Raw genomic sequence first — 24,963 nt, 5'->3', positions numbered from 1 at the left:
GGTGCGCGGGCCGTACGGCGGGGCACGCCGGGACGGGCACGGCACGGGCACAGCCACGAGAGAGGAGGGCCCGGCATGGCCGGCAGCCTCGACGAGTTGCTGCACGGGCGCAGGTTGTCGCCCGTGCAGCGGCGGATCGCGCACTACCTGTCGGAGCACCTCACCGAGGCGATCTTCCTGTCCAGCGTCGAGCTCGCCGAACGGGCCGGAGTGAGCCAGCCGTCGGTGACGAGGTTCGCCGTGGCGCTCGGCTTCGCCGGCTACCCCGAGCTGCGCAACGCCCTGCGCCCCCTCGTCCTGGGCGCCAGGCCGCAGCCCGACCTCATCGAGAGCGCGATCGACGGCGAGATCCGCAACCTCCGCGCCCTCAAGGACCGGCTCGCGAGCCTGCCCCTGCAGTCCCTCGGCAAGGACCTGGCCGCCGGCGCGCCCCTGCCCGTCGTCGGCCTGCGCGTCTCCTCCGGCCTGGCGACGACCTTCGCCTACTACGCCCGGCGCATCCACCCGGACGTCCGCCTGCTCACCCACGGCGGCTCGGAACTGCTCGACGCCCTGCACGCCGCCAGGAACGCGGGAGCCGAGTGGATGGTCGCCTTCGTGCTGCCGAGGTATCCCGCGGAAGCCGTCCACGCCCTGAGGTTCGCGGAGAAGGCGGGCCTGAAGCGGGCCGTCATCGCCGACCGGCCCGGCCTGCCCGCCGAGGTCCTGCTCGACGCGCCCGTCGGCGACCGGCTGGTGTTCGACTCCCACGCCGCGCCCCTCGCCCTGGCCATGGCCCTGGTCGAGGCCATGGCCGACGCCGAGCCGTTGCGGACCCGTAAGCGCCTGGAGGAGTACGAGCGGCTGGCCGAGGAGGCGGGCACCTTCGAGCCGGGTTAGCCCGCGATCCTGCGCAGCGACCGCACCGACCAGGTCGTCGTCAGCGCCGCCAGCGCGATGAACAGCCCGAACGCGATCGGGATCTCGCTGTCCCCCAGCCGTCCGGCGAACAGCGCCCGCCCGGCCTCGGCCGCGTGGTAGAGCGGGTTGACCGGCGCGATCGTCTGCATCCACTCCGGCGCGAACGCGATCGGGATGAACAGCCCGGCCAGCAGCATGACGGGCAGCATGAACAGATTGAGCGTCTGGGACATGCCGTTCTCGTCCCGCACGGCCAGCGCGAGCCCCTGCGACAGGCTGGAGGCGAACAGCCCGGTGGCGGCCATGAGCAGCAGCATCAGCACCAGCTCGACCGGTCCCACCCGCAGCCCCATGAGCGCGGCCACGGCGAACACCAGCAGGGCCTGCACCACGAGCGTGACCATGTCGCGCAGGACCCGGCCGAGCACCAGCGCCGGACGCCAGGCCGGGCTGACGGCCAGCCGTTCCAGCGAGCCGTTGCGCAGGTCGGCGATCAGCCCGAAGCCGGTGAACAGCGACCCGAACACGGCGATCATCATGAGCGCGGCCGGGGTGAACGCCCGCAGCGCCTCGACCTCCGAGCCGCCCACGAGCCCCTTGGTCAGCGGGGCGAACATCAGCAGGTACAGGACCGGCTGCAGGATGCCGAACAGGGGCCAGACGGGGTTCCTGAAGGTCTTGGCCATCTCGTAGCGGAAGAACAGCAGCGTGTCGCGGATCATGCGGCGGCTCCGGTGTCGCGCAGGGAACGGCCGGTCTTGGCCAGGAAGACGTCGTCGAGGGTGGATCGGTCGAGCGCCACGGACTTCAGGCCGAGCCCGTGCTCCTCCAGCGTGCGCAGCATGGACGGCAGGGCGTGCTCGCCGTCGTCGGCGTAGACGCGCAGCAACTCCCCGTCCAGGCGGGTCTCCTTGGCGTAGGGGCGCAGGACCTCGGCGCCGCGCGCGGCGTCGTCGAGGCGGAGCGTGATCACGTCGCCGGACAGCTCCCGCTTGAGCGTGCCGGGCGTGCCCTCGGCCACGACCACGCCGTGGTCGACGATGGCCAGCCGGTCGCACAGGGCGTCGGCCTCCTCCAGGTAGTGGGTGCTCAGCAGCACGGTGGTGCCCTGGTCGCGCAGCTGCCTGATCCTGTCCCAGAGGTTGGCGCGGTTCTGCGGGTCCAGGCCGGTGGTCGGCTCGTCGAGGAACAGCAGCGGCGGGGTGTGGACCAGGCCGAGCGCGAGGGAGACGCGGCGCTTCTGGCCGCCGGAGAGGGTACGGCCCGGCCGGTCGGCCAGCTCGGCCAGGTCGAAGGTCTTCAGCACCTCCTCGGCCGCGGCGGCGGGGTCGGCCACGCCGTACAGCCTGGCGGCGAACAGCAGCTGCGCCCGGGGCGTGGACATGTCGTCGACCCCGCCGGCCTGGCTGACGTAGCCCAGCCGCCGCCGGATCTCCCGCGGCTGCTTGAGCAGGTCGTGGCCGGCGACGGTGGCCGTGCCGGCGTCGGGGGCGATGAGCGTGGCGAGCATGCGGATGGTGGTGGTCTTCCCGGCGCCGTTGGGTCCGAGGACGCCGTAGATCTCGCCCCGCTGGACCTCTAAGTCCACGCCCCTGACCGCCTCGACGGTCTGGCTGCCCTTGCGCGAGCGCGTGGTGAAGGTTTTGCGCAACCCGTGCGCGTTGATCATCATGAGGGTTCTCCTCGGTCAGGGGAGCTCGTCGTCCTCGACCCGCTTGACGGCCTCTTCGCACCACTCCAGCTGGGCCCGCAGCATCTTCATGTTGAGCTTGAGGTTCTCGTCGATGTGGCGGGGCGCGCCGTAGGACTGCTTGGCGCCGATCGCCCGCTCGCACATGCCGATGGACAGCTTGAGCTGGTCGATCCGGGTGCGCAGCGCGGCCAGCAGGTCGCCCTTGCCCAGGCGGTTCATGAAGGTCATGGCGACCTGGAACGGGTCCACGATGGGCTGCAGCTGCGTCCAGGCGGTCAGCAGCAGCCGGTAGAACTCCTGGCGGCCCACGTCGGTCACGGCGTAGACGGTCTTGCCGCCCTTGCCCTGCTCGACGACGTCGAGGAGCCCTTCGTCGGCCATCTTGCCGAGCCCGTGGTAGATCGACCCGAACGCGACGTTGGCCCAGTGGTTGGCGCCCCACATCTCGAGGATCCGCCGCACCTGGTAGCCGTTGCGCGGCTCGTCCAGCAGGGTGCCGAGGATGAGCAGCCGGGTCGAGGACATACTCAAGTTTGTATTCAAATTTGAGTACCGTGTCAACGGCTTTAGGCTGGCGGGCATGGCTGAACGACCGACTGCGCTGGTGACGGGGGCCTCCCGGGGAGTGGGCGAGGCGGTGGCGCGGGCGCTGGCCCCGACCCACCGGCTGATCCTGGGCGGACGCGACCGCACACGGCTGGAGAAGCTGGCCGCCGAGCTGCCCGAGGCCAGGGCCTGGCCGGTGGAGCTCACGGCGGTGACCGAGCGGGACGTGGCCGGCGTCGACCTGCTCGACGTGCTCGTCCACAGCGCCGGGACGGTACGGCTGGGCCGCGTGGCCGACACGCCCGCCCAGGTGTGGCGCGACACGATGGAGGTCAACGTGGTCGCCGTCGCCGAGCTGACCAGGCTGCTGCTGCCGGCGCTGCGGGCCGCCGGAGGGCACGTGGTGTGCGTGAACTCCGGCTCGGGGCAGCGCGCCAACCCCGGCTGGGCCTCGTACGCGGCCAGCAAGTTCGCCCTGCGCGCCTTCGCCGACGCCCTGCGCCTGGAGGAGCCGTCGCTGCGCGTCACCACGGTCTACCCGGGCCGCGTGGACACCGACATGCAGCGCAGCGTGCGCGAGCAGGAGGGCGGGCCGTACGAGCCGGAGAAGTACCTGCAGGCCGAGACCGTCGCCAGGGCGATCGTGGCCGCCGTGACCGCCGGTCCCGACGCGCACCTGACCGAGCTCACGCTGCGTCCCCGGAGCGGCCCCGTGTCGTGAATGAAGCTATTCACTACAGTGGGTCCATGCTCGAAGACCTCGCGGACATCGGCCGGGACCCCGGCACCGGCGGCTATGTGCGGGACGCCTGGTCGCCCGCCGACATGCGACTGCGCGAGTGGTTCGCCGACCAGGCCGCCCGGCGCGGGCTGGACCTGCGCGAAGACCGCAACGGCAACCTGTGGGCCTGGTGGGGCGACCCCTCCCGGCGGCCCGGCGTGGTCACCGGCAGCCACCTGGACTCGGTACGGCAGGGCGGCGCCTTCGACGGCCCGCTGGGCGTGGTGTCGGCGTTCGCGGCCCTCGACCTGCTCAGGAGCCGGGGCTTCGTCCCCGGCAGGCCGCTGGGGGTGGCCTGCTTCACCGACGAGGAGGGCGCCAGGTTCGGCGTGCCCTGCATGGGCTCGCGGCTGCTGACGGGCGTGCTGGACCCCGGGCGGGCCCTCGCGCTGACCGACGACGCGGGCGACACGCTGGCCGACGTGCTGTCGCGCGCCGGTCGCAAGCCGGAGGAGCTCGGCGCGGACCCGGAGACCCTGGGGCACGTCGGCGTGTTCGTGGAGCTGCACATCGAGCAGGGCCGCGGGCTGGTGGACCTGGGCGCGCCGGTCGGGGTGGCCAGCGCGATCTGGCCGCACGGGCGGTGGCGCTTCGACTTCCGCGGCCAGGCCAACCACGCGGGCACCACGCGGCTGGAGGACCGCGACGACCCCATGCTCGCCTACGCGGCCAAGGTGCTGGCCGCGCGGGAGGCGGCGGTCCGCCACGGCGTCGTGGCCACCTTCGGCAAGGTCCGCGTCTCGCCCAACAACGCCAACGCGATCCCGGGCCTGGTGACCGGCTGGCTGGACGCCCGCGGGCCCGGGGAGCGCGAGGTGCGGGCGCTGGTGGCGGAGCTGGCCGAGGGCGCCGAGGTGCGGGAGGAGTCCTGGACGCCCGTCGTCGACTTCGACCTGGGCCTGCGGGAGAGGGTCGCGCGGGCGGCGGGGCGGGGGCTCGGCGTGGAGGTGCCCGCCCTGCCCACGGGAGCCGGGCACGACGCCGGGATCCTCGCGTCGGCAGGGGTACCCAGCGCGATGCTTTTCGTCCGTAATCCGACGGGTATTTCCCATTCGCCCGACGAACACGCGGAGCGATCCGACTGCGAGGCGGGCGTGACCGCCTTGGCGGCCGCGCTGGAGGAGCTGACCCGATGACCACCTACTGGTGCGAGTACGCTTGGCTGGCCGACGGCGTCACCGAGAGCGTGCTGATCGAGACCGACGGCGAGCGCATCTCCCGCGTCGACCAGGGCCCCGCCCACGACGCGGTCCGGCTGCCCGGGCTGACCGTCCCCGGCATGGCCAACGCGCACTCCCACGCCTTCCACCGGGCGCTGCGGGGCCGGACCCAGCGCGGCAAGGGCGACTTCTGGACCTGGCGCGACCAGATGTACGAGACCGCCGCCGCCCTCGACCCCGACTCCTACTACGCGCTGGCCAGAGCCGTCTACGCCGAGATGGCGCTGGCCGGCGTCACCTGCGTGGGCGAGTTCCACTACCTGCACCACGGGCCGGGCGGCGAGCCGTACTCCGACCCCAACGAGATGGGGCACGCGCTGGTCCGGGCGGCGCGCGAGGCGGGGCTGCGCATCGCCCTGCTGGACACCTGCTACTTGACGGGCGGGATCGGCGCCGGGCTGCAGGGGGTCCAGCTCCGGTTCGGCGACGGCACGGCCGACCGGTGGGCCTCCCGCGTGGAGGCGCTGGCCGCCGCCTACGACGGGCAGCGCGACGTGGAGATCGGCGCGGCCATCCACTCGGTGCGCGCGGTGCCGCCCGAGCAGATGCCCGTCGTGGTGGAGTTCTCCCACAAGCACGCCGCCCCGCTGCACGCCCACGTGTCGGAGCAGCGGGCCGAGAACGACGCCTGCGTGCAGATGTACGCCGCCAGCCCCGTCCAGGTGCTCGCCGAACACGGCGCCCTGGGCCCCCGCTCCACCGCGGTCCACGCCACCCACCTGTCGGACGTCGACATCGAGCTGCTGGGCCAGTCGAGGACCCACGTGTGCATGTGCCCCACCACCGAGCGGGACCTGGCCGACGGCATCGGCCCGGCCAGGACGCTGTTCGAGCGCGGCTCGCCGATCACGCTGGGCTCCGACAGCCACGCCGTCGTCGACCTGCTGGAGGAGGCCAGGGCGGTGGAGCTCGACGAGCGCCTGGCCACCCAGCGGCGCGGCCACTGGCAGGCGCACGAGCTGCTGTCGGCCGCGACCGGCGTGGGCCACTCCTCGCTCGGCTTCCCCGACGCGGGGCTGCTGGTGCCCGGCGCCTGGGCCGACCTGGTCTCCATCCGCCTGGACTCGGTCCGTACGGCCGGCGCCACCCGCGAGACGGCCGTCGAGACGGTGGTGTTCGCGGCGACGGCGGCCGACGTGCACAGCGTGGTGTCCGGCGGGCGCCGCGTCGTGGAGGACGGGCGGCACGTGCTGGGCGACGTCGGGACGATGTTGAAACAGGCGTTGAAGGAAGCGCTGAGAGAGGCGATCGGATGAGCCTGCTCGTGGACGGGATCGGGCTGCTGTTCGACGGGCACGAGGAGCACCGTGACGCGGCGCTGGTGATCGAGCACGGCAGGGTCGCCTGGGTCGGCCCCTCCAGCCGCGCCCCGGCGGCCGACGAGCGCGAGGACGCCCGGGGCGGCTGCGTCATCCCCGGCTTCGTCGACAGCCACGCCCACCTGGTCTTCGCGGGCGACCGCACCGAGGAGTTCAACGCCCGCATGTCCGGCCGGCCGTACACGGCGGGCGGGATCCGGACCACGGTGGCCGCCACCAGGGCCGCGGACGACGCCACGCTGGAGCGCGGCACGGCCCGGCTGCTGGAGGAGATGCGGCGGCAGGGCACCACGACCGTGGAGATCAAGAGCGGCTACGGGCTCACGGTGGAGGACGAGCGCCGCTCGCTGGCCATCGCCGCCCGGCACACCGAGGAGACGACCTTCCTGGGCGCCCACGTGGTGCCCGCCGACATGCCCGCCGACGACTACGTCCGGCTGGTGACCGGCGAGATGCTCGCCGCGTGCGCGCCGTACGCCAAATGGGTGGACGTCTTCTGCGAGCGCGGCGCCTTCGACGGCGACCAGACCCGGGAGATCCTGACCGCCGGCGTCAAGGCCGGGCTGCTGCCGCGCGTGCACGCCAACCAGCTGGGCGAGGGGCCCGGCGTCCAGATCGCGTGCGAGCTCGGCGCGGCCTCGGCCGACCACTGCACGCACCTCACCGACGCCGACGTCGACGCCCTGGCCTCCTCCGGCACGGTCGCCACGCTGCTGCCGGGCGCGGAGTTCTCCACCCGCTCGCCGTACCCGGACGCGCGCCGGCTGCTGGACGCGGGTGTGACCGTCGCCCTGGCCACCGACTGCAACCCGGGCTCCTCCTACACCACCTCCATGCCCTTCTGCATCGCGCTGGCCGTACGGGAGATGGGCATGACCCCGCTGGAGGCCGTCAGGGCCGCCACGTACGGCGGAGCGAGGGCGCTGCGACGTGACGACGTGGGCGTCCTGCGTCCCGGATCGCGCGCCGACCTGGTGATCCTCGACGCGCCCTCCTACGTCCACCTCGCCTACCGCCCCGGGGTGCCGCTGGTGCGCCGGGTCGTCTCCTCCTGAAGGAGGAGGAGCAGAACCGTCCTCCAGGCGTACCCCTTGAGGGAATCTTTGCATCGGGCGAAACGTTGCCGGGGTATAGAACGCAGCTGCGGGAACGAGGTGCCTGGGGATGGCAAGGCCTACGGGGAATCGCACGCAGGAGCAGGCGGCCGCGGAACGCGACCTGCTCGGGACCTACCTGGCGGAGATCGGGAAGGTCCCGCTCCTCACCGCGGAGGAGGAGGTCGAGCTCGCCAAGCGCATCGAAGCGGGGCTCTTCGCCGAGCAGTTGCTGGACGGGGGAGGCACGGAGCCGCGCATCGGGGACGCCACGGACGAGGAGCTCGAGCGCCTGGCGATCTCCGGACAGCGGGCCAAGGAGGAGTTCATCCAGGCCAACCTGCGGCTGGTGGTGGCCGTGGCGCGCAAGTACTCCGGCCGCGGGATGCCGCTGATCGACCTGGTCCAGGAGGGGAACCTGGGCCTGGTCCGCGCGGTGGAGAAGTTCGACTACCGGCGCGGCTACAAGTTCTCGACCTACGCCACGTGGTGGATCCGCCAGTCGGTGGGGCGCGCGATCCACGAGCAGGCCCGCCCGGTTCGGCTGCCCACGCACGCCGGCGAGCAGATGACCCGGCTGATGCGGGTGCGCCGCGACATGCTGGCCGAGCTGGACGTCGAGCCGAGCGACGACGAGCTGGCCGAGGTGCTCGACCTGCCCATCGAGCGGGTGCGCGAGCTGCGCCGCTGGGCCTCCGACCCGGTCTCGCTCCAGCTGGGCGTGGGCGACGAGGACGAGACCGAGCTGGGCGACATGATCGCGGATGAGACCTGGGCCGACCCGGAGCAGCAGGCGATCGACAGCATCGAGCGGGAGCGGCTGGACGAGTGGCTGACCGGTCTGGAGGGCGCCACCCGCGACATGCTGCGCTGGCGCTACGGGCTGGTGGACGGCCGCGAGCACACCCTCACCGAGGTGGGGGAGCGCTACGGCATCGGCCGCGACCGGGCGCGCCGCATCGAGCGCGACGCGCTGGCCCGGCTGCGGAAGATGGCCTCCTCGGCCGCCTGACCCGCTCCGTGACTCTCTGACCCTCGGGCCACCTGCCCGTCAGGCGGCCCGTGACTTACGGTCCTGTGACTCTCAGGCCAGGGGCTTGAGGTACTTGTCGAGGTCGTCGAGGATCTTGCCGGCGGCGGTGACGCCGATGCCCAGCATCCACACCTCGTCGTCGACGTTGAACGCATGCCCGGCCGAGACCGCCTTGAGGTTCTTCCACAGCGGTCCGGCCGTGATCTGGGCCTGCTGCTCCTTGGCGGCTTCGCCGTACGCGCTGTAGAAGAGGGCGTCGCCGTCGGCCAGGGCCAGGTTCTCCTGCGACAGCTTGCCGAAGCGCTTGTCCGGCTGGTTCGCCAGCAGCTGCGGCTCGGGGCGGCCGATGCCCGCGTCGCCGACGACGATGCCGCTGAAGGACTCGGGGCCGTACATGCGGATCTCGGTGGGCATGAAGCGCACAATGCTGATCTTGAGCTTGGCGTACCCGGCGCCGATCTGCTTGGCGCGTGCCTCGTAGTCGGCCAGCAGCTTGGCGGCCTGCTCCTTCTTGCCGAGCGCCTCGGCGTCCAGGAGGAAGTTCTCCTTCCACGTGACGCCCACCTTCTCGGTGAAGACGGTCGGCGCGATCTTGCTCAGCTTGTCGTAGAAGGCCTCCTGGCGGAACTTCGAGCCGAGGATGAGGTCGGGCTTGAGTGCCGAGATGGCCTCGATGCTCGGCTGCTGCAGGGTGCCCACCGGCTTGGTGGCGGCCAGGGCCGAGCCGAGGTAGGCGGGCCACTTCTGGCTCTCGCCCGCCTGGGCGGCGCCGACGGGGCTCATCCCGAGGGAGACCAGCGTGTCGAGCTTGTCGGTGTCCAGCACGACCACCCGCTTGGGGGTCATCGGGACCTGCGTGGTCCCCATGGCGTGCTTGACCGTCCGGGTGGGGCCGTCCGCTCCGGCGGAGGTGGACGACCCGCAGGCCGACAGGGCGACGAGGGGCAGCATGGCGAGAGCGGCCAGGCGCAGACGCATGGGCAGACAGTCCTCACGTAGGGGATTAGGTAAGGCTCGCCTTAGTGTAGAGGCGGTGTTCCGTTACCTCTGTTGTGAGGTGTCCGAAACATGATGGAAACACCCCGGCGTGGAGATTCACGAACGTGAAACATGCCTGGTCGAGGCGTGAAACGGCGGAAGAACACCCTTCTCGTCAACGTCAGTGCGCGGCCGGTCGACGGTGCCCTGGAAGCGATCACTGCGACACGAAAGACGGGCCACACGCCAATTGAAGGAGGGTCGCATCGATGATCGATAGCGGCACTACCGCCTGGATGCTGGTATGCACCGCCCTGGTGCTGCTGATGACTCCGGGCCTCGCGTTCTTCTACGGGGGCATGACCCGGGCCAAGAGCGTGCTCAACATGATGATGATGTCCTTCGTCAGCATCATCGTGGTGACGATCACCTGGGTTCTCTACGGGTTCTCGCTGTTCTTCGACTCGGCCGGGAACGGCGCGGTGGACAAGATCATCGGTGGTCTGGACTACTTGGGGCTGGCGGGCGTCTTCAACGCCGTCTACGAGAACCTCATCGTCGAGGACGCGGCCAAGCAGATCACCGCCGAGGCCGCGGCCGTCGACAACTTCCCGATGATGGTCTACTCGGCCTTCCAGCTCACCTTCGCCATCATCACCGTCGCGCTGATCAGCGGCGCCATCGCCGACCGCGCCAAGTTCGGCGCCTGGGTGGCCTTCGCCACGCTGTGGGCCACGCTGGTGTACTTCCCCGTGGCGCACTGGGTCTGGGGCGGCGGCTGGCTGACCGACCTGGGCATCGAGGACTTCGCGGGCGGCACGGTCGTCCACATCAACGCCGGCGCCGCCGCCCTGGCGCTCGCCCTGGTGCTCGGCAAGCGCAAGGGCTGGGGCAAGGAGCCGATGCGGCCGCACAACCTCACGCTGGTCCTGCTCGGCACCGGCCTGCTGTGGTTCGGCTGGTTCGGCTTCAACGCCGGCTCCGAGCTGGCCGCCGACCAGACCGCTGGCCTGGCCTTCATGAACACCCAGATCGCCACCGCCGTCGCCGCGGGCGCCTGGATCGTCGTGGAGAAACTGCGCGACAAGCACTCCACCACCCTCGGCGTGGCCTCCGGCGCGGTCGCCGGCCTGGTCGCCATCACCCCCGCCTGCGGCTTCGTCGACCCCTGGGCGGCCGTGGTCATCGGCCTGCTCGCCGGCGTCGTCTGCTGCTACGCGGTCGGCCTGAAGAACAAGCTCGGCTACGACGACTCCCTCGACGTCGTCGGCGTCCACCTGGTCGGCGGCGTGATCGGCGCCGTGTCGCTCGGCTTCGTCGCCGCCTACCCCTTCCTGCCCGGCCAGAACAAGGGCCTGCTGTACGGCGGCGGCCTCACCCAGCTCGGCCTGCAGATCCTCGGCCCGGTCGCGGTGGGCGCGTACTCCTTCGTGATCTCCTGGGTGCTGGGCAAGCTCATCGACAAGACCATGGGCTTCCGCATCGCCGAGGAGGCCGAGGTGACCGGCATCGACATCACCACCCACGCCGAGACCGGCTACGACCTCGGCAGCGTCCACGCCTCCGGCGTGGTCTCCGCCAACGGCCCCGTGCCCTCCGCAGCTAAGAAGGTGGACGCATGAGACTCATCACCGCGGTCATCAAGCCCTTCAAGCTCGATGACGTCAAGGCCGCCCTGGAGCAGTTCGGCATCAAGGGCATGACGGTCAGCGAGGCCAGCGGCTACGGCCGCCAGCGCGGCCACACCGAGGTCTACCGCGGCGCCGAGTACCAGGTCGACCTGGTGCCCAAGGTGCGCGTCGAGGTGCTGGCCGACGAGGAGGACGCCGAGGACGTCATCGACGTCATCGTCAAGGCCGCCCAGACCGGGAAGATCGGCGACGGGAAGGTGTGGTCCGTGCCCGTGGACACCGTGGTACGGGTCCGCACCGGAGAGCGGGGCCCCGAGGCCCTGTGAGAGATTCGGTCCGTTCGTTCTCGGCGGAGCGCTCGTCGCGGACCGCCGAGATCGACCGCTGGTTGCGTGATCTCCTCGCCACCGCGCTCCTCGCCCGGGGCACGTCCACCACTGAGGGTTGGCGAGGGCGTCCAACGCCCGAGCCCGCGAGGGGCGCGGCCGGCTCTGGACTGAGGAGCGGTGAGGGCGCCCAGCGCCCTCACCGCGACGAGGGAAGAGCAGGCTTTGAAGGCGCCCCGAGCCGTCACGCCGGAGGCGTGACCATGGTCGCGGTGGGGAGTCTGGGGCGGGGGGAGCTCGCGCCGGGCAGCGACCTGGATCTGGTCCTGCTGCACGACGGCAGCCACGACATCGCCGTGGTCGCGGACCGGATCTGGTACCCGATCTGGGACTCCGGCGTCGGCCTCGACCACTCGGTGCGCACGGTCGAGGAGGCCGTGCAGGTCGCCCGCGAGGACCTCAAGGCCGCGCTGGGCCTGATCCAGGCCAGGCACGTCGCGGGCGATCCCGAGCTGACGAGGAAGGCGCGGGAGGCGGTGCTCGCCGAGTGGCGGGCCGACTCCCGCCGCCGCCTCGCCGAGCTGCGCGAGGCCGCGGACCGCCGCGCCGAGAGCTGCGGCGAGCTCGCCTTCCTCCTCGAACCCGACCTCAAGGACTGCCGCGGCGGCCTGCGCGACGTGCAGGCCATGCAGGCCGTCGCCGCCGCCTGGGTGGCCTCCGCCCCCGGGCCCCGGGTCCGCGAGGCCTACGAGTTCATCCTCGACGTCCGCCACGCCCTCCACGTGGTGACCGCGCGCGGCGCCGACCGGCTGGTCCTGCAGGAGCAGGACGCCGTGGCCGGCGCGCTGGGCCTGCTGGACGCCGACGCGCTCATGCGCAGGCTGGCCGAGGCCGGCCGTACCGTCTCCCACGCCTTCGACGGCACCTGGCGCGCCGTCGACCGCCTGCTGGCCGGTCCGCAGCCGCGCGGGCGCAGGCCGGTGGCCGACGGCGTGGTCGAGCACGGCGGCGAGGTCGTGCTCGCCCGCGGGGCCGACCCCCGCAAGGATCCCGTGCTCGTCCTGCGCGCGGCGGCCGCCGCGGCCGAGGCCGGGCTGCCCCTCGCCCCGGCCACCGTCTCCACGCTGGCGGCCCAGTCGCCGCCGATGCCGGTGCCGTGGCCGCCCGAGGCCCGCGACGCGCTCGTGGCGCTGCTGGGCGCCGGGCGCGCCGCCGTACCCGTCTGGGAGGAGCTGGACCAGGCGGGCGTGCTGGTCAAGCTGCTGCCCGACTGGGAGCGGGTACGGCACCGGCCGCAGCGCAACCCGATCCACCGCTTCACGGTCGACCGCCACCTGATCGAGACGGCCGCCAACGCCGCCGCGCACACCCGCGAGGTCTCCCGGCCCGACCTGCTGCTCATCGCCGCCCTGCTGCACGACATCGGCAAGGGCTGGCCCGGCGACCACTCGGCCACCGGCGAGGTCGTGGTGCGCGACATCGGCGCCCGCATCGGGCTGCCCCCCGCCGACGTGGAGATCCTCGCCACCGTCGTGCGCCACCACCTGCTGCTGCCCGAGACCGCCACGCGCCGCGACCTGGACGACCCGGTGACGATCGAGAAGGTCGCCGGGGCGGTCGGCGACCGGGAGGTGCTCGGCCTGCTGGCCGCGCTGGCCGTCGCGGACGGCCACGCCACCGGCCCGGCCGCGTGGAACTCCTGGAAGGCGGGCCTGGTCGCCGACCTGGTGCGCCGCGTCCGCTCGGTGCTCGCCGGCTCGCCGCCGCCCAGGCCGCCCGCCCTCTCGCCCGAGCAGGCCGCGCTGGCCCGGCACGGCGGCGGTGCGGTCCGGGTCAACGGCACCGCCGTCACCGTCGTCGCGCCCGACCGCCCCGGCCTGCTGTGGCGGGCGGCGGGCGTGCTCGCGGCACACCACCTGGTGGTCCGCTCGGCCTCCGCCGCCTCCGCCGGGTCGACCGCCGTCATCGAGTTCTCGGTCATCCCCGAGTACGGCTCGCCGCCCGACCCCGCCACGCTGGAGGCCGACCTGCGGCTGGTCCTGGCCGGGCGGCTCGACATCGAACAGCGCCTGGCCCGCCGTACCCGCTCGGTCCGGCCCGCGCGGGTCCCCGTCGCCCCTCCGCGTGTCTCCCTTGTTGACGACGCTTCTGCCACAGCGACAGTTGTCGAAGTCAGAGCCCACGACCGACCTGGGCTTTTGTGGCGGATTGGGCGCGCTTTCGGCGAGTGCGGACTTGACGTGAAAGCTGCTCGTGTGGAGACTCTGGGCGCGGAGGCGGTGGACGTCTTCTACGTGGTCGATCGCGCCGGTCGCCCCCTCAGCGACGACGCGCAGCGCAACGAGGTCCGCGACCAGGTGCTCGCCGCGCTGCGATAAACAGACATACACAGTCTGTGGTCACATTTGTAACGATTGTGTCGGTTTTGCCGGGTAGTGCGCGTCCTGTGGATACTTTGTGGACGACTTATGACCCGTCCTATGCGATGGGATGACCTTGAGGGGTAGCGACAGCGGTGACAACGCTTAACTCCGACAGTGGCCGTGCCACGCGGCGAGACCGCCAAAAGCGGACACTGCCGCGGTTCGCGCTGCGCAACTGGCGTGTGCGATGGCGTCTGACGGCCCTGATCCTGGTACCCACCATCGCGGGCGTGGGGCTGGCCGGCGCCCGCGTCGTGGAGTCCGTCGACCGCGTCGGCGACTACACCCGCGTGGCGGACGCCGCCGAGCAAGCTGCCCACATCCGCGACCTGCTGCAGGCCATCGGGCTGGAGCGTGACACCGTCGGCTGGTACAACGCCACCCGGAGCAACAAGCAGCTCAGGGCGCCCGCCCAGGAGCGCGTCAAGGAGGTCGACGACCTCGCCAAGACCGTGCTGAACGACCTGGCCGTCATCGACGACACCTACGGCCAGCGCGCCGCCAAGCAGGCCCGCGACGCCAGCTCGGCCATCAAGAACCTGCCCCAGGTCCGGGCCGAGAAGAACACCGCCCGCTACGGCGGCGTCATCGACAACCTGCTGCGCCTGCACGACGAGCTGAGCCTGCTCAGCCAGGACTCCCAGATCCTCGGCTACATGCGCGGCCTGTCGGCCCTCAGCCGCTTCAAGGAGTCGCTGTCGGAGCAGCGCATCGCCCTGCTCCAGGCCGTCTACAAGAAGACGCCGCTGTCGCCCCAGGAAGTCCAGGACATCGTGGCCATGGGCGCGCGCCAGCGCGAGGCCATGCGCAACTTCGCCACCGAGGTCGGCCCCCAGGCCGCCGCCGACCTCAACAAGGCCCTGGCCGAGGGCGAGCAGTACTACCGCGCCGAGCTGACCAAGGGACGCGCCATCACGCTGGCGGGCCGCGGGCTGACCTTCCAGCCCAACCTCATCTCCGACAACCCCGACGGCATCGTCCAGTGGTTCAACGACAACTCCTGGTCCATCGACCAGATCCGCAAGACGGTCGAGACCGACCTGGCGGAGAAGGCCCTGCTGCGCGCCCGCGACCTGCGCAACGCCGAGCTCAGGACCGCCATCGTGGTCGGCGCCGCCATCCTGCTCCTGTTGCTGCTGGTGCTGCTGTTCACCATCGCCGTGGCCCGCTCGATGGTCACGCCGCTGCGCCGCCTGCGCTCCGAAGCCCTCGAGATCGCCGGTATCCGGCTGCCCGACGTGGTGCGCAACCTGCGCGTGTCCGGCGAGTCCACCCCGCCGGAGGTCCAGCCCATCCCCGTCGAGGGCAACGACGAGATCGGCGAGGTGGCGCAGGCCTTCGACGAGGTCCACCGCCAGGCCGTACGGCTCGCGGCCGAGGAGGCCGAGCTGCGCAGCAACATCAGCGCCATGTTCGTCAACCTCTCCCGGCGCACCCAGACGCTGGTGGAGCGGCAGATCTCCCTCATCGACGGCCTGGAGAAGGGCGAGCAGGACGGCGCCCGCCTGGCCGACCTGTTCAAGCTCGACCACCTGGCCACCCGCATGCGGCGCAACTCCGAGAACCTCCTGGTCCTCGCCGGCCACGAGCCGCCCCGCCGCCGCAGCCAGCCCGCCCGCCTCGTCGACGTCGTCCGCGCCGCCCTGTCGGAGGTCGAGGACTACGAGCGCGTCCAGGTCCGCGTCCACCGCTCCACCATGGTGGTCGGCAGCGCCGCCAACGACCTCGTGCACCTCGTCGCCGAGCTGGTCGAGAACGCCGTGCAGTTCTCCCCGAAGAACTCCCAGGTCACCGTCTCCAGCAGCGTCATCGAGGGCGGCGGCGCGCTGCTGTCGGTCAGCGACAACGGCATCAGCATGACCGAGGAGGAGCTCGCCGAGGCCAACCGGCGTCTGGCCGAGCCGCCCGTCGTCGACGTGTCGGTCTCCCGCCGCATGGGCCTGTTCGTCGTCGGTCGCCTGGCGCTGCGCCACGGCATCCGCGTCCAGCTCAGGAAGGGCGAGGGCAGCGGCCTCATCGCGATGGTCCTGCTGCCGCCGGCGCTCATCCCCGACGCCTCCCAGGTCCCCCTGCCCGGGCGCCCGGCCTTCGGCGGCGCGGCTGCCGCCGTACCGTCGCAGAACGGCTCCTTCCCCTCCGCGGGCTCCCTGGACGGCTACGACACCGCCGGCGGCGGGCCCCTCCGGCAGGGACTCGGCGCGTTCTCCGGCGACGCCGGCTCCTTCCAGCCGCAAGGCGGCTTCTCGCCGGGATCCCACCCGTCCTTCCCCAGCCAGGAGAGCCCGTTCCCGAGCCTGGACAGCGGGTCCTTCGCCGGCGGCGACTACCCGTCGGCCGACCGGCTGCCGCGCCGGGAGCCGCGCTCCGACGCGGGCGCGTTCTCCACCGGCGCCTTCCCCACCGCGGACCGGCTGCCCCGCCGCGAACCGCGCGGCGACACCGGCGAGTTCCGCCGCGATGACGCCGGCGGCTTCCGCAGCGCGGACAGCGGCGAGTTCCACAGCGGCGAATTCCGCCGCGGCGACAGCGGCGACTTCCCCGACCCGATGGCGCCGAGGCCGCCCGCGCCGCCCGCGGCGCCCTCGTACCCCTCCGCGGACTTCCGGCGCCCCGACCCGCCCTCGGTCGAGGTCTCCCCGCTGGAGCCCGACGCCGACGAGTACCTGCCCATCTTCGCCGCGGTCGAGTCCGCCTGGTTCCGCAGGCCCGACGCCACCCGCGACCCCGACCGCGCCGACCGTGCCGACCGGGCCCCGGCCTCCGGCGAGAACGGTGACGGCGAGGCCGTACCCTCGGGAGAGGACGTGTGGCGGACCCCAGCCGACGCCGGATGGCGAGCCGCCGCCGCCGCGAGCGACCCCAGCCTCGGCGGCGTCACGTCCGCCGGGCTGCCCAGGCGCACCCCCAAGGCCAACCTGGTCCCCGGCTCGGCCGGGCGCCTGGTCCCCCAGGGGCAGCAGCAGCCCGCGCCGGCCCCCCGGCTCTCCGCCGACCGCGTGCGCAGCCGGATGGCCAGCTTCCAGCAAGGGGTACGGCGAGGCCGCGCGGAGCTGACCGGACAGGAGAACGAATCGTGAGCGCCGCATCGCCGGCGATGACGAAGGAAGCCGTGAGCGCGTCTGCCCCCGCAGGCACGCTGACGACGAAGGAGGAAGCGTGACGACCCTCAGCCATGAGGCTCACCGGTTCGACTGGCTGATCACCGACTTCGTGCGCAACACCCCGGGTGTGGCGCACGCCGTCGTGGTATCGGCGGACGGCCTCTGCCTCGCCTCCTCCGAGGGATTCCCGCCCGACCGTGCCGACCAGCTCGCCGCCGTCTCGGCCGGACTGCTCAGCCTGACCGTCGGCGCCTCCCGCGTCTTCGAGGGCGGCGCGGTCACGCAGACCGTCGTCGAGATGCAGCGCGGCCTGCTGCTCGTCATGGCCATCAGCGACGGTTCGGTGCTGACCGTGCTGGCCGCTCCCGACTGCGACATGGGACTGGTGGCGTACCAGATGACGCTGCTGGTCGACCGCGCCGGGCAGGCGCTGACCCCGGCGCTCCGCGCTGAGCTCCAGGCAGCCAGGACACGGTGATGTGATGGTGTACGGCACCGATGGGGCGGGGGACGACGAGCCTCTGTTCCGTCCGTACGCGGTGACGGGCGGCCGGTCGGAGCCTCGCTACCACCTGGCCATGGAGACCCTGGTCTCCTCGATGTCGATCCCGGACGACGAGCTCGCCCTGCTCACCCCCGAGCAGGAGGCGATCATGCAGTTGTGCCGTACGTTCCGCTCAGTGGCGGAGATCTCGGCCCTGCTGCGGGTCCCGCTCGGGGTTGCCCGCGTGCTGGTGGCGGACATGTCCGACGAAGGACTCGTCCGCCTGCACCAGCCACAGCTCAAGCAGGGACAGCCAGACCTCAACATGCTCGAAAGGGTGCTCAGTGGACTTCGCAGGCTCTAGCCCCGGCCTGACGTCGACGAAAATCGTCGTCGCGGGCGGCTTCGGCGTCGGTAAGACGACGTTCGTGGGCGCCGTGTCCGAGATCCTTCCGCTGACCACGGAAGCGGTCATGACCGATGCCTCCGTGGGCATCGACGACCTCGGCATGACCCCGAACAAGCAGACCACGACCGTGGCCATGGACTTCGGCCGGTTGTCGCTGGACCGGGACCTCATCCTCTACCTGTTCGGCACGCCGGGACAGCACCGGTTCTGGTTCATGTGGGACGACCTCGTCCGCGGCGCGATCGGCGCCGTGGTGCTGGTCGACACGCGACGGCTCGCGGACAGCTTCCCGGCGATCGACTACTTCGAAGAGGCCAAGCTGCCCTTCGTCATCGCCATCAACGGGTGGGACGGGCAGTTCCTGCACGGGGAGGACGAGGTGCGGGAGGCGCTGGCGCTGTCGCCGCACGTGCCGATCGTGCGGACCGACGCCAGGCACAGGGAAGCCGTCAAGCAGACGCTGATCACGCTGGTGGAGCACGTGGTCAGGATCCGGGCGGCGTACGGGACGCCCGCGTAGAAGCCGGCTCACCGCCTGCCGAGCAGCCGGGCGCCGAACGCGCGGCACGCCTCCCGGAACTCCTCCGGCTCCTCGATCTGGAAGTCCGCGCCGAGGAACGCCAGGCCCCCGAGCAGCCACTGCCAGGTGTCCAGCATGAGGACGACCCGTGTCCGCCCACCCTCCATGGACGCGACCTCCACGTCCTGGTACCTGAAGGCGTCGGCCACCGCCGTCGCCGGCGCGTCCACGGTCAGCACCACCCGCCGCCGGTCCCTGCCGATGCCCTGCCGCAGGTACTCCACCCCCGACTCCGCCGGAAGCGGCCGGGGCGCGAAGGTGCCGGTCAGCACCTCCAGCCCGGTGAGCCGGTCGGTGCGGAACACCCGCCAGTCGTCCTTCTCGGCGTCCCACCCCAGCAGGTACCACCGTTGCAGGTGGTGGATCTGCCGGTACGGCTCGACGCGGCGGCGGGCCGCTTCGCCGTCCTTGCCCCGGTAGTCGAAGGCGACGACGAGCCGCCGCTGGATCGCCTCGGCCAGCGTGGCGAGGTCCTCGGCGCCGGCGGCGGGAGCGACGGTCGTGCTGGTCTCCAGGCTGGCGCGCAGCTGGGCGGCGCGGTGGCGCAGGCGCCGGGGCAGGAGCTGGTCGACCTTGCCATAGGCGCGGGTCGCGGCCTCGCCCACGCTGCCTCCGGTGGCGCTGCCCGTCGCCGCCAGGGTGGCCAGGCCGAGCAGGGTGGCGACGGCCTCGTCGTCGTCCAGGACCAGCGGCGGCATGGCGTTGCCGGCCGTCAGGCGGTAGTGGCCGCCGGGACCGGGCTGGGCCTGCACCGGGTAGCCGTAGCCGCGCAGGCGGTCGATGTCGCGGCGCAGCGTGCGCGGGCTGACCTCGAGCCGCGCCGCGAGCTCGGCGCTGCTGAAGGCCCGCCCCGACTGGAGGGTCGTCAACAGGGCGAGGATCCGCTGGGTGACGTCCGCCATGCCGCTCAACCTCCCGCCCATTGCGGTCACATTGTGGCCACATCTCTGCCTAGCCTCGCACCCATGAGGCGAACCATCCGCATCCGGGGTGCCCGGACCAACAACCTGAAGTCCCTCGACGTGGACATCCCGCGCGGCCGGCTGGTCGTGTTCGCCGGCGTCTCGGGCTCGGGCAAGTCGTCGCTCGTCTTCGACACGATCGCGGCCGAAGCCGGCCACCAGCTCAACGAGACCTTCCCGCCCTTCACCCGCAACCGGCTGCCCAAGTGGACCCGCCCGGACGTGGACGACATCAAGGGGCTGTCGCCCGTGATCGTGATCGACCAGCGCAGGCTCGGCGGCAACGCCCGATCGACGGTCGGCACCATCACCGACGCCTGGACCTACCTGCGGCTGCTGTTCTCCCGGATCAGCACGCCGCACGTGGGCGAGTCCAACCACTTCTCCTTCAACGACCCGGCCGGCATGTGCCCGACCTGCTCAGGGCTGGGCGAGGTGGTGGTGAGCGCCGTCGACCGGTTCCTCGACCTGGACAGGTCGCTGGCCGAGGGGGCGATCCTGCTGCCCGGCTTCGGCAACGGCGGGTACTGGTACAGCCTGTACGCCGACATCGGCAGCTTCGACCCCGACACCCCGCTCCGCGACTGGACCGAAGAGGAGCGGCAGGCCCTGCTGTACGGCGGAGAGCACGCCGCCCGCCTGGGCACCCGGCCGCCCAAGGACTACGAGGGCATCGTGCAGCGCTTCGAGCGCATCTACCTGCACACCTCCGACAACCTCTCCGAGCGCAAGCAGGAGACGATCGCCCGGTTCACCCGCTCGGAGACCTGCCCGGAGTGTCACGGCGACCGGCTCAACGAGGCCGGCCGTACCGCCACGGTCCTCGGCCACACGATCGGCGAGCTGGCCCGCATGGAGATCACCGAGCTGGCCGAGCTGGTCGGGCGCGTGACGGAACCGGCGGTCGCGCCGGTCAAGCAGGCCCTGCTCGACCGGCTCGGCGCCATGATCACCATCGGGCTCGGCTACCTCCACCTCGGCCGGGGTACGGCGACGCTGTCCGGCGGCGAGTCCCAGCGGATCAAGACGGTCAAGCACCTCGGCAGCAGCCTCATCGAGATGCTGTACGTCTTCGACGAGCCGACCGTGGGCCTGCACCCCCACGACGTCGCCTCCATGATCACCCTGCTCCGGCGGCTCCGCGACCAGGGCAACACCGTGCTGGTCGTCGAGCACGACCCCGCGGTGATGGCGGTGGCCGACCAGATCGTCGAGATCGGGCCCGACGCCGGGGCGGGCGGCGGCGAGCTGGTGTTCCAGGGCGCCTTCGACGGTCTCAAGCAGGCCGGTACGGCCACCGCCGCCGCCCTGGCCGCCCAGACGCCGATCAACACCGACCCGCGCACTCCCAAGGGCACGATCACCGTGACCGGCGCGACCAGCAACAACCTCAAGAACCTGACCGTCGGCTTCCCCGCCGGCGTGCTGACGGTCCTGACCGGCGTCGCCGGCTCGGGCAAGTCGAGCCTGGCGGCCGAGCTGGTCGCCCAGCGGGGCGCGATCGTGATCGATCAGCGTCCGGTCGGCGCGAACCGCCGCTCCACGCCCATCACCTACACGGGCATCGCCATCCCGATCCGCCGCCTGTTCGCCAGGCGGAGCGGGCTGCCCGCCGCCTTCTTCAGCGCGAACTCCGAAGGCGCCTGCCCCGACTGCAAGGGCTTGGGCGTCATCTACACCGACCTGGCGTTCATGGACGGCCAGGAGACCGTCTGCGAGACCTGCCAGGGCCGCCGCTTCACGCCCGAGGTGCTCGAGCACACCGTCAACGGGCTGTCGATCGCCGACGTCGACGAGCTGACGATCGCCGACGCCATCGACGCGCTGCCCGACCGGGCGATCAAGCAGGCGCTGCACCACCTCGACCAGGTCGGGCTCGGCTACCTGCGCCTCGGCCAGCCGCTGACGACGCTGTCGGGCGGCGAGAGCCAGCGCGTCAAGATCGCCAAGGAACTGCGCGACGCCGCAGAACCCACCCTCTACGTGCTCGACGAGCCCACGACCGGCCTGCACCTGCGCGACATCGCCACCCTGCTCGGCATCCTCGACCAGCTCGTCGACCGGGGCCACACGGTCGTGGTCATCGAGCACAACGTCGACGTGATACGGCATGCGGACTGGGTCATCGACCTCGGCCCCGGGCCGGGCAGGCACGGCGGGCAGGTGCTCTACCAGGGTCCGGTGGCCGGGTTGTGCGGCACGGCCACCGCGGACGCCGTACACGCCCGCTGAGCGCGCCCGCCCGCCGCCGTCCGGGCGACACGTTCAGGCACACGCGCCGAGGTCGTCCACGCCATCGGCGACGTCCTCCAGGGTCTAACCGCGCGAGAGGCGGAGCTCTCGGAGGATCTGGCCAAGGCGCTGGTCGGCCGCGCGACCCAGCAAGTTCGGCTGTTTCCATTGACGCGCCCGGCCTGCTGAGGAAGCATTGAGGCGGCAGCGAGCAATCGCGAGCAATCCCTCAGGAGTGAGCATGCGCTTGACCTACCTGGGCAAGACCAACACCAGCAACGAGGGAAGTTGCCCCGCCCTCTACCGGACCGACCGCGGCACCGTCGTCGTCCAAGGAAAGATCGTCACCGACCCCGACGCGCTCGCCGATGTGCGAGACCTCGCCCCGGACGAGACGATCGTAGAGGTACCGCCAGACGTTCTGGAGCTTTGGCGAGAAGCATCGTGAGGCGTCCGGTTCACAATGAGGAGTTTCTCGACCTGTTCCGCACCATGCGGCGGGGTGCGTTCCGGCTGGAGCTGCGGGACCGCTACAACGTGGCGGCCGAGCGGGAGCGCTGGGAAGCCTTCCTCGCCGCAGACTGGGCGCGGCTGGAGGAGCTCAACCGCGTTCAGCGCGCCGTCTGGATGCAGCTGATGAAGGACGCCACCACGTCCGGGCGGCAGGTCGAGCGTGTCCGCGTGGTCAGCGAGCCGCCCTCGCGCTACATCCAGTTCGAACTCACCCTCAACGCCGGCAACGCCGAGGCCGGCGAGGACATCCGGTATCTGCCCCGTGAGCAGGCGGCCACGCTGGACTTGCCGGGCGAGGACTACTGGCTGTTCGATGGGGCCGTGGCCGTGGTGCTGCGGTTCGACGACGATGACGTGCTGACCGGCATGGAGCTGACCGACGAGCCGGCCACCCTGGCACGCTACCGGTCCGGGCAGCAGCTGGCCTGGCAGCACGCGGTCCCCTATCCGGTGTACGTCAAGAAGTGGGCTGGCCTTGGCGAACATCCGCCAAGCGCGTGAAGCGCTCGGTGCACGACTGCGCGAGCTGCGCAAAGACGCTGGACTGAACGGCAAGCAGCTCGCGCAGCGTCTCGGCTGGATCGCCACCAAAATCTCCAAGATCGAGCTGGGCAAGCAGACCCCCACTGAGGCCGATCTTCAGCAGTGGGCGCGCGCCTGCGACGCCGCCGACCAGCTTCCCTCGCTCTTGGCTCAGCTGCGCAGCCTCGAACTCGCCTACGCCGCCTGGCATCGGCAGCTTCGCGCCGGAACGCGGGACCGGCAACGCCAGATTGCCGCCATCGAGGCCGAAACCGAACTGCTGCGTGTCTTCGAGCCCGCCACCGTGCCGGGGCTGCTCCAGACCCGCGAGTACGCCCGTCATCTGTTCGCCCAGGCCATCGCCGTCCACGGCGTGCTGGACGACCTCGAGGCCGGAGTCCAGGCGCGGATGGAGCGGCAGGAGATCCTGTACCGGCCCGGTCATCGCTTCCACTTCGTCCTGTGTGAGAGCGCGCTGCGGAACCTCATGTGCCCGCCGGAGGTGATGATGGGCCAGATCGAGCGGCTGGTGGCCAGCGCCACACTCCCGAACGTGGCGTTGGGCGTCATCCCCTGGACCGCGCGGCTGCCCAAGACGCCCGTGCACGGTTTTTGGCTGTACGGCGAGCAGTTGGTGACCGTGGAGACCTTCGCCGCCGAGCTGTCGCTCATCCAGCCGGAGGAGATCGCCCTCTACGGCAAGATCTTCGACCTTATGCACAAGACCGCCGTGTACGGCAAACAGGCCCGCGCCCTCATGACCCGGGTGCTCGACGATCTCGCCACCACCTTCTTCCCGGAAGACGAGCAGCAACCCGGGCCGTAGGTCGAGCAATAGCGAGCAATCTCCTTGAGACGCTGGTATTGCCGCTCCTAGCGTCGAAGACATGCCCTCCCGACAGCCTGAAACCCCTGCCCAGCAGGCGATGCGGCCCGTGTCGATGCCGTGGTACGCCCCCGAAGTACCCGAGTTTGAGACGTGGGTGGACGATGCGGGCAGGCTGTATGGCCGTCACCGCTGCTCGGGCGCGGTGATCGAAGCCGACACGCTCGACGATCTCCACGCGAAGGCGGCGGTCGAGCGGATCGCGCACGCCTGGAAACTGGCATGGGACCCGCGATGACGTCGACGGCGATGACCGTCCCGTACGTGATCGCCTGGTCGGGCGAAGCCGTTCCGCACCGCCTGGTGTTCGTCCCGCATCGCGCCTCCGGCGGCCTGCGGCTGGACTATCCCGATCCCCTGCCGGATGACCGCGTCAACGACCTGCTGTGGGCGCGGGTAAAGCTCAACCGGCGCGGCGAGCCGATGTGGCGGTTGCTGAACTCCCGGCGGCAACGCCGCTGCATGGAGCGTCACCTGTGTCAGGTCTGCGGGCGTCCTGCCGGTGACCTGGAGACGGGGCGGACCTGGTGGGTGATCACTGAGACCGCGTTCCGCGCGATCGGCGACGACGGCGGGCTGACCAATGCGCCGCCCACCTGTCCCCGCTGCATCCCCGAATCGCTGCGGTGGTGCCCGCAGCTGCGCAAGTCGGCCACCGTGTACACCGCCACGAGGGCCGAGCCGGCGGGCGTGCTGGCCGAGGTGTTCGAGCCCAGCCTCGGCGGCGTCGCCCTGCCGGTGGGGCACAACGAGTTCGTCGGGTTCGACGAGTTCGCCCGCCATCCCTTCGTGCTGGCCACCCAGCTCGTCGTCCAGCTCTCCGGCATGCAGCCGGAGCCGATTCCTTAAGCTGCCCGGCCCGTCGCACCGATCCCGGAGCGGCGGGCCGGGTGGTGGCCTTGCCTCCGAGTCGGAGGGCGCGGGGGCAGGGCCACCTTCCACAGCCGCGAATATGATCGAGGCCCTCCGAGCCGGTGGCTCGGAGGGCCTCGATGCGAGGTGAATGACAGCTCAACTCCCGCGCCTAATCTACGGCGTCCGCACGGCGTCCACAATCCCGCGGATGGCGTACACCGTCAGCCCTTCGCCGGTCGGGTCCATCTCCTTGGTGATCTCCGAGATGCGCTGGCGGGTCACCAAGGACTTGTCCATGCCAGGTTCGCTCGGCGGCGGGCCGGACGCCTTGGCGATGGCCTCGTGGAACCTCCGCGTCGGCTCGGCGATCCCCTCGTAGTACTGCCGGGCCGCCTCGGCGAACTCGGCCTCGGCTGCGATGCGCTCGCTCGGGTCCGGCTGACGCCCAGGGTTTCTCATGAACATGATGGTAGTG

General features: G+C 71.6%; 25 protein-coding genes. 19 read left to right on the top strand and 6 right to left on the bottom strand.

From position 1 onward, the window contains the following. Positions 1 to 75: 75 nt before the first annotated feature. On the top strand, positions 76 to 879 hold the full coding sequence (locus BSB02_RS22485) for a MurR/RpiR family transcriptional regulator (protein ID WP_084961491.1): 804 nt from the start codon (positions 76 to 78) through the stop codon (positions 877 to 879). Here the strand turns inward: BSB02_RS22485 and BSB02_RS22480 are convergent. From BSB02_RS22480 to BSB02_RS22470, 3 genes are read right to left on the bottom strand one after another with little or no spacing between them, the layout of a single operon-like run. Then, positions 876 to 1,622: an ABC transporter permease gene (locus BSB02_RS22480; protein ID WP_084961489.1), complete on the bottom strand. Its 747-nt coding sequence runs from the start codon at positions 1,620 to 1,622 to the stop codon at positions 876 to 878. The two genes, BSB02_RS22485 and BSB02_RS22480, sit on opposite strands and share 4 nt — an antisense overlap. Next, positions 1,619 to 2,572: an ATP-binding cassette domain-containing protein gene (locus BSB02_RS22475; protein WP_338064354.1), complete on the bottom strand. Its 954-nt coding sequence runs from the start codon at positions 2,570 to 2,572 to the stop codon at positions 1,619 to 1,621. The genes BSB02_RS22480 and BSB02_RS22475 overlap by 4 nt, the downstream gene beginning before the upstream one ends. Before the next feature lie 15 nt (positions 2,573 to 2,587). Then, a complete protein-coding gene (locus BSB02_RS22470) occupies positions 2,588 to 3,118 on the bottom strand; it encodes a PadR family transcriptional regulator (RefSeq protein ID WP_158088703.1) in 531 nt (176 codons plus the stop codon). A gap of 55 nt (positions 3,119 to 3,173) precedes the next feature. Between BSB02_RS22470 and BSB02_RS22465 the strand changes: the two genes are divergently transcribed. The 5 genes from BSB02_RS22465 (at position 3,174) to BSB02_RS22445 (ending at position 8,565) form a co-directional block, all read left to right on the top strand. Next, positions 3,174 to 3,860 carry an SDR family oxidoreductase gene (locus BSB02_RS22465; protein WP_084961485.1) on the top strand — a complete coding sequence of 229 codons (687 nt, stop codon included), beginning with the start codon at positions 3,174 to 3,176 and terminating at the stop codon, positions 3,858 to 3,860. A 26-nt stretch (positions 3,861 to 3,886) separates the two neighbouring features. Continuing rightward, the gene (locus tag BSB02_RS22460) at positions 3,887 to 5,056 is read left to right on the top strand and encodes an allantoate amidohydrolase (RefSeq protein ID WP_084961483.1); all 1,170 of its coding nucleotides are present in this window, start codon (positions 3,887 to 3,889) and stop codon (positions 5,054 to 5,056) included. Beyond that, positions 5,053 to 6,396 (top strand): formimidoylglutamate deiminase, encoded by a 1,344-nt coding sequence (locus tag BSB02_RS22455; RefSeq protein ID WP_084961481.1) that lies wholly within the window; start codon positions 5,053 to 5,055, stop codon positions 6,394 to 6,396. The genes BSB02_RS22460 and BSB02_RS22455 overlap by 4 nt, the downstream gene beginning before the upstream one ends. Continuing rightward, complete coding sequence (hutI, locus tag BSB02_RS22450) at positions 6,393 to 7,514, top strand: imidazolonepropionase (RefSeq protein WP_084961479.1); 1,122 nt, start codon at positions 6,393 to 6,395, stop codon at positions 7,512 to 7,514. Before BSB02_RS22455 ends, hutI begins: the two co-directional genes overlap by 4 nt. Before the next feature lie 109 nt (positions 7,515 to 7,623). Beyond that, positions 7,624 to 8,565: a sigma-70 family RNA polymerase sigma factor gene (locus BSB02_RS22445; protein ID WP_084961477.1), complete on the top strand. Its 942-nt coding sequence runs from the start codon at positions 7,624 to 7,626 to the stop codon at positions 8,563 to 8,565. Positions 8,566 to 8,637: 72 nt separating this feature from the next. Here BSB02_RS22445 and BSB02_RS22440 read toward each other — a convergent pair whose 3' ends face one another. After that, positions 8,638 to 9,564: an ABC transporter substrate-binding protein gene (locus tag BSB02_RS22440; protein ID WP_084961475.1), complete on the bottom strand. Its 927-nt coding sequence runs from the start codon at positions 9,562 to 9,564 to the stop codon at positions 8,638 to 8,640. A gap of 269 nt (positions 9,565 to 9,833) precedes the next feature. Here BSB02_RS22440 and BSB02_RS22435 point away from each other — a divergent pair, with 269 nt between their 5' ends. From BSB02_RS22435 to BSB02_RS22405, 7 genes are all read left to right on the top strand, one after another. Further along, positions 9,834 to 11,186: an ammonium transporter gene (locus BSB02_RS22435; protein WP_084961473.1), complete on the top strand. Its 1,353-nt coding sequence runs from the start codon at positions 9,834 to 9,836 to the stop codon at positions 11,184 to 11,186. Next, positions 11,183 to 11,521, top strand: coding sequence for a P-II family nitrogen regulator (locus BSB02_RS22430; protein ID WP_084961471.1), 339 nt, complete (start codon positions 11,183 to 11,185; stop codon positions 11,519 to 11,521). The genes BSB02_RS22435 and BSB02_RS22430 overlap by 4 nt, the downstream gene beginning before the upstream one ends. After that, positions 11,518 to 13,899, top strand: coding sequence for a [protein-PII] uridylyltransferase (locus BSB02_RS22425; RefSeq protein ID WP_084961469.1), 2,382 nt, complete (start codon positions 11,518 to 11,520; stop codon positions 13,897 to 13,899). Before BSB02_RS22430 ends, BSB02_RS22425 begins: the two co-directional genes overlap by 4 nt. A gap of 227 nt (positions 13,900 to 14,126) precedes the next feature. Further along, complete coding sequence (locus tag BSB02_RS22420; RefSeq protein WP_158088702.1) at positions 14,127 to 17,021, top strand: sensor histidine kinase; 2,895 nt, start codon at positions 14,127 to 14,129, stop codon at positions 17,019 to 17,021. 79 nt (positions 17,022 to 17,100) lie between these two features. Further along, positions 17,101 to 17,523 carry a roadblock/LC7 domain-containing protein gene (locus tag BSB02_RS22415; RefSeq protein WP_084961465.1) on the top strand — a complete coding sequence of 141 codons (423 nt, stop codon included), beginning with the start codon at positions 17,101 to 17,103 and terminating at the stop codon, positions 17,521 to 17,523. A gap of 4 nt (positions 17,524 to 17,527) precedes the next feature. Continuing rightward, a complete protein-coding gene (locus tag BSB02_RS22410; protein WP_084961557.1) occupies positions 17,528 to 17,893 on the top strand; it encodes a DUF742 domain-containing protein in 366 nt (121 codons plus the stop codon). Then, positions 17,874 to 18,458, top strand: coding sequence for a GTP-binding protein (locus BSB02_RS22405; protein ID WP_084961463.1), 585 nt, complete (start codon positions 17,874 to 17,876; stop codon positions 18,456 to 18,458). The genes BSB02_RS22410 and BSB02_RS22405 overlap by 20 nt, the downstream gene beginning before the upstream one ends. Before the next feature lie 8 nt (positions 18,459 to 18,466). On the opposite strand, the gene BSB02_RS22400 is transcribed toward BSB02_RS22405, so the two are convergent. Continuing rightward, positions 18,467 to 19,420, bottom strand: a complete 954-nt coding sequence (locus BSB02_RS22400) for a helix-turn-helix transcriptional regulator (protein ID WP_084961461.1) — start codon at positions 19,418 to 19,420, stop codon at positions 18,467 to 18,469. Positions 19,421 to 19,483: 63 nt separating this feature from the next. Here BSB02_RS22400 and BSB02_RS22395 point away from each other — a divergent pair, with 63 nt between their 5' ends. From BSB02_RS22395 to BSB02_RS22370, 6 genes are all read left to right on the top strand, one after another. Next, complete coding sequence (locus tag BSB02_RS22395) at positions 19,484 to 21,712, top strand: ATP-binding cassette domain-containing protein (RefSeq protein ID WP_084961459.1); 2,229 nt, start codon at positions 19,484 to 19,486, stop codon at positions 21,710 to 21,712. A gap of 241 nt (positions 21,713 to 21,953) precedes the next feature. After that, complete coding sequence (locus tag BSB02_RS22390) at positions 21,954 to 22,160, top strand: hypothetical protein (RefSeq protein ID WP_084961458.1); 207 nt, start codon at positions 21,954 to 21,956, stop codon at positions 22,158 to 22,160. Continuing rightward, complete coding sequence (locus BSB02_RS22385; protein WP_143591001.1) at positions 22,157 to 22,726, top strand: DUF6879 family protein; 570 nt, start codon at positions 22,157 to 22,159, stop codon at positions 22,724 to 22,726. The genes BSB02_RS22390 and BSB02_RS22385 overlap by 4 nt, the downstream gene beginning before the upstream one ends. Next, positions 22,701 to 23,573 (top strand): helix-turn-helix domain-containing protein, encoded by an 873-nt coding sequence (locus tag BSB02_RS22380; protein ID WP_206184822.1) that lies wholly within the window; start codon positions 22,701 to 22,703, stop codon positions 23,571 to 23,573. Before BSB02_RS22385 ends, BSB02_RS22380 begins: the two co-directional genes overlap by 26 nt. A 61-nt stretch (positions 23,574 to 23,634) precedes the next feature. Beyond that, complete coding sequence (locus BSB02_RS22375; protein WP_084961454.1) at positions 23,635 to 23,871, top strand: hypothetical protein; 237 nt, start codon at positions 23,635 to 23,637, stop codon at positions 23,869 to 23,871. Next, entirely contained in the window at positions 23,868 to 24,482 is a 615-nt protein-coding gene (locus tag BSB02_RS22370) for a hypothetical protein (protein WP_143590999.1), read from the top strand. Before BSB02_RS22375 ends, BSB02_RS22370 begins: the two co-directional genes overlap by 4 nt. A 180-nt stretch (positions 24,483 to 24,662) precedes the next feature. On the opposite strand, the gene BSB02_RS22365 is transcribed toward BSB02_RS22370, so the two are convergent. After that, complete coding sequence (locus BSB02_RS22365) at positions 24,663 to 24,947, bottom strand: hypothetical protein (protein WP_143590997.1); 285 nt, start codon at positions 24,945 to 24,947, stop codon at positions 24,663 to 24,665. Between the last annotated feature and the right edge of the window lie 16 nt (positions 24,948 to 24,963).

The organism is Thermoactinospora rubra, assembly GCF_002093975.1.
Taxonomy (GTDB): Bacteria; Actinomycetota; Actinomycetes; order Streptosporangiales; family Streptosporangiaceae; genus Nonomuraea; species Nonomuraea rubra_A.
The sequence above is the reverse complement of the archived record's forward strand: the minus strand, read 5'-3'. Positions and strand labels throughout refer to the sequence as shown.

Excerpts from the sequence above, each read along its gene's own strand:
- BSB02_RS22410 (WP_084961557.1), top strand. The coding sequence starts at position 17,528 with ATGGTGTACGGCACCGATGGGGCGGGGGACGACGAGCCTCTGTTCCGT.
- hutI (WP_084961479.1), top strand. The coding sequence starts at position 6,393 with ATGAGCCTGCTCGTGGACGGGATCGGGCTGCTGTTCGACGGGCACGAG.
- BSB02_RS22445 (WP_084961477.1), top strand. The coding sequence starts at position 7,624 with ATGGCAAGGCCTACGGGGAATCGCACGCAGGAGCAGGCGGCCGCGGAA.
- BSB02_RS22430 (WP_084961471.1), top strand. The coding sequence starts at position 11,183 with ATGAGACTCATCACCGCGGTCATCAAGCCCTTCAAGCTCGATGACGTC.
- BSB02_RS22390 (WP_084961458.1), top strand. The coding sequence starts at position 21,954 with ATGCGCTTGACCTACCTGGGCAAGACCAACACCAGCAACGAGGGAAGT.
- BSB02_RS22485 (WP_084961491.1), top strand. The coding sequence starts at position 76 with ATGGCCGGCAGCCTCGACGAGTTGCTGCACGGGCGCAGGTTGTCGCCC.
- BSB02_RS22455 (WP_084961481.1), top strand. The coding sequence starts at position 5,053 with ATGACCACCTACTGGTGCGAGTACGCTTGGCTGGCCGACGGCGTCACC.
- BSB02_RS22475 (WP_338064354.1), bottom strand. The coding sequence starts at position 2,572 with ATGATGATCAACGCGCACGGGTTGCGCAAAACCTTCACCACGCGCTCG.
- BSB02_RS22465 (WP_084961485.1), top strand. The coding sequence starts at position 3,174 with ATGGCTGAACGACCGACTGCGCTGGTGACGGGGGCCTCCCGGGGAGTG.
- BSB02_RS22435 (WP_084961473.1), top strand. The coding sequence starts at position 9,834 with ATGATCGATAGCGGCACTACCGCCTGGATGCTGGTATGCACCGCCCTG.
- BSB02_RS22460 (WP_084961483.1), top strand. The coding sequence starts at position 3,887 with ATGCTCGAAGACCTCGCGGACATCGGCCGGGACCCCGGCACCGGCGGC.
- BSB02_RS22395 (WP_084961459.1), top strand. The coding sequence starts at position 19,484 with ATGAGGCGAACCATCCGCATCCGGGGTGCCCGGACCAACAACCTGAAG.
- BSB02_RS22470 (WP_158088703.1), bottom strand. The coding sequence starts at position 3,118 with ATGTCCTCGACCCGGCTGCTCATCCTCGGCACCCTGCTGGACGAGCCG.
- BSB02_RS22370 (WP_143590999.1), top strand. The coding sequence starts at position 23,868 with ATGACGTCGACGGCGATGACCGTCCCGTACGTGATCGCCTGGTCGGGC.
- BSB02_RS22440 (WP_084961475.1), bottom strand. The coding sequence starts at position 9,564 with ATGCGTCTGCGCCTGGCCGCTCTCGCCATGCTGCCCCTCGTCGCCCTG.
- BSB02_RS22375 (WP_084961454.1), top strand. The coding sequence starts at position 23,635 with ATGCCCTCCCGACAGCCTGAAACCCCTGCCCAGCAGGCGATGCGGCCC.
- BSB02_RS22400 (WP_084961461.1), bottom strand. The coding sequence starts at position 19,420 with ATGGCGGACGTCACCCAGCGGATCCTCGCCCTGTTGACGACCCTCCAG.
- BSB02_RS22365 (WP_143590997.1), bottom strand. The coding sequence starts at position 24,947 with ATGAGAAACCCTGGGCGTCAGCCGGACCCGAGCGAGCGCATCGCAGCC.
- BSB02_RS22480 (WP_084961489.1), bottom strand. The coding sequence starts at position 1,622 with ATGATCCGCGACACGCTGCTGTTCTTCCGCTACGAGATGGCCAAGACC.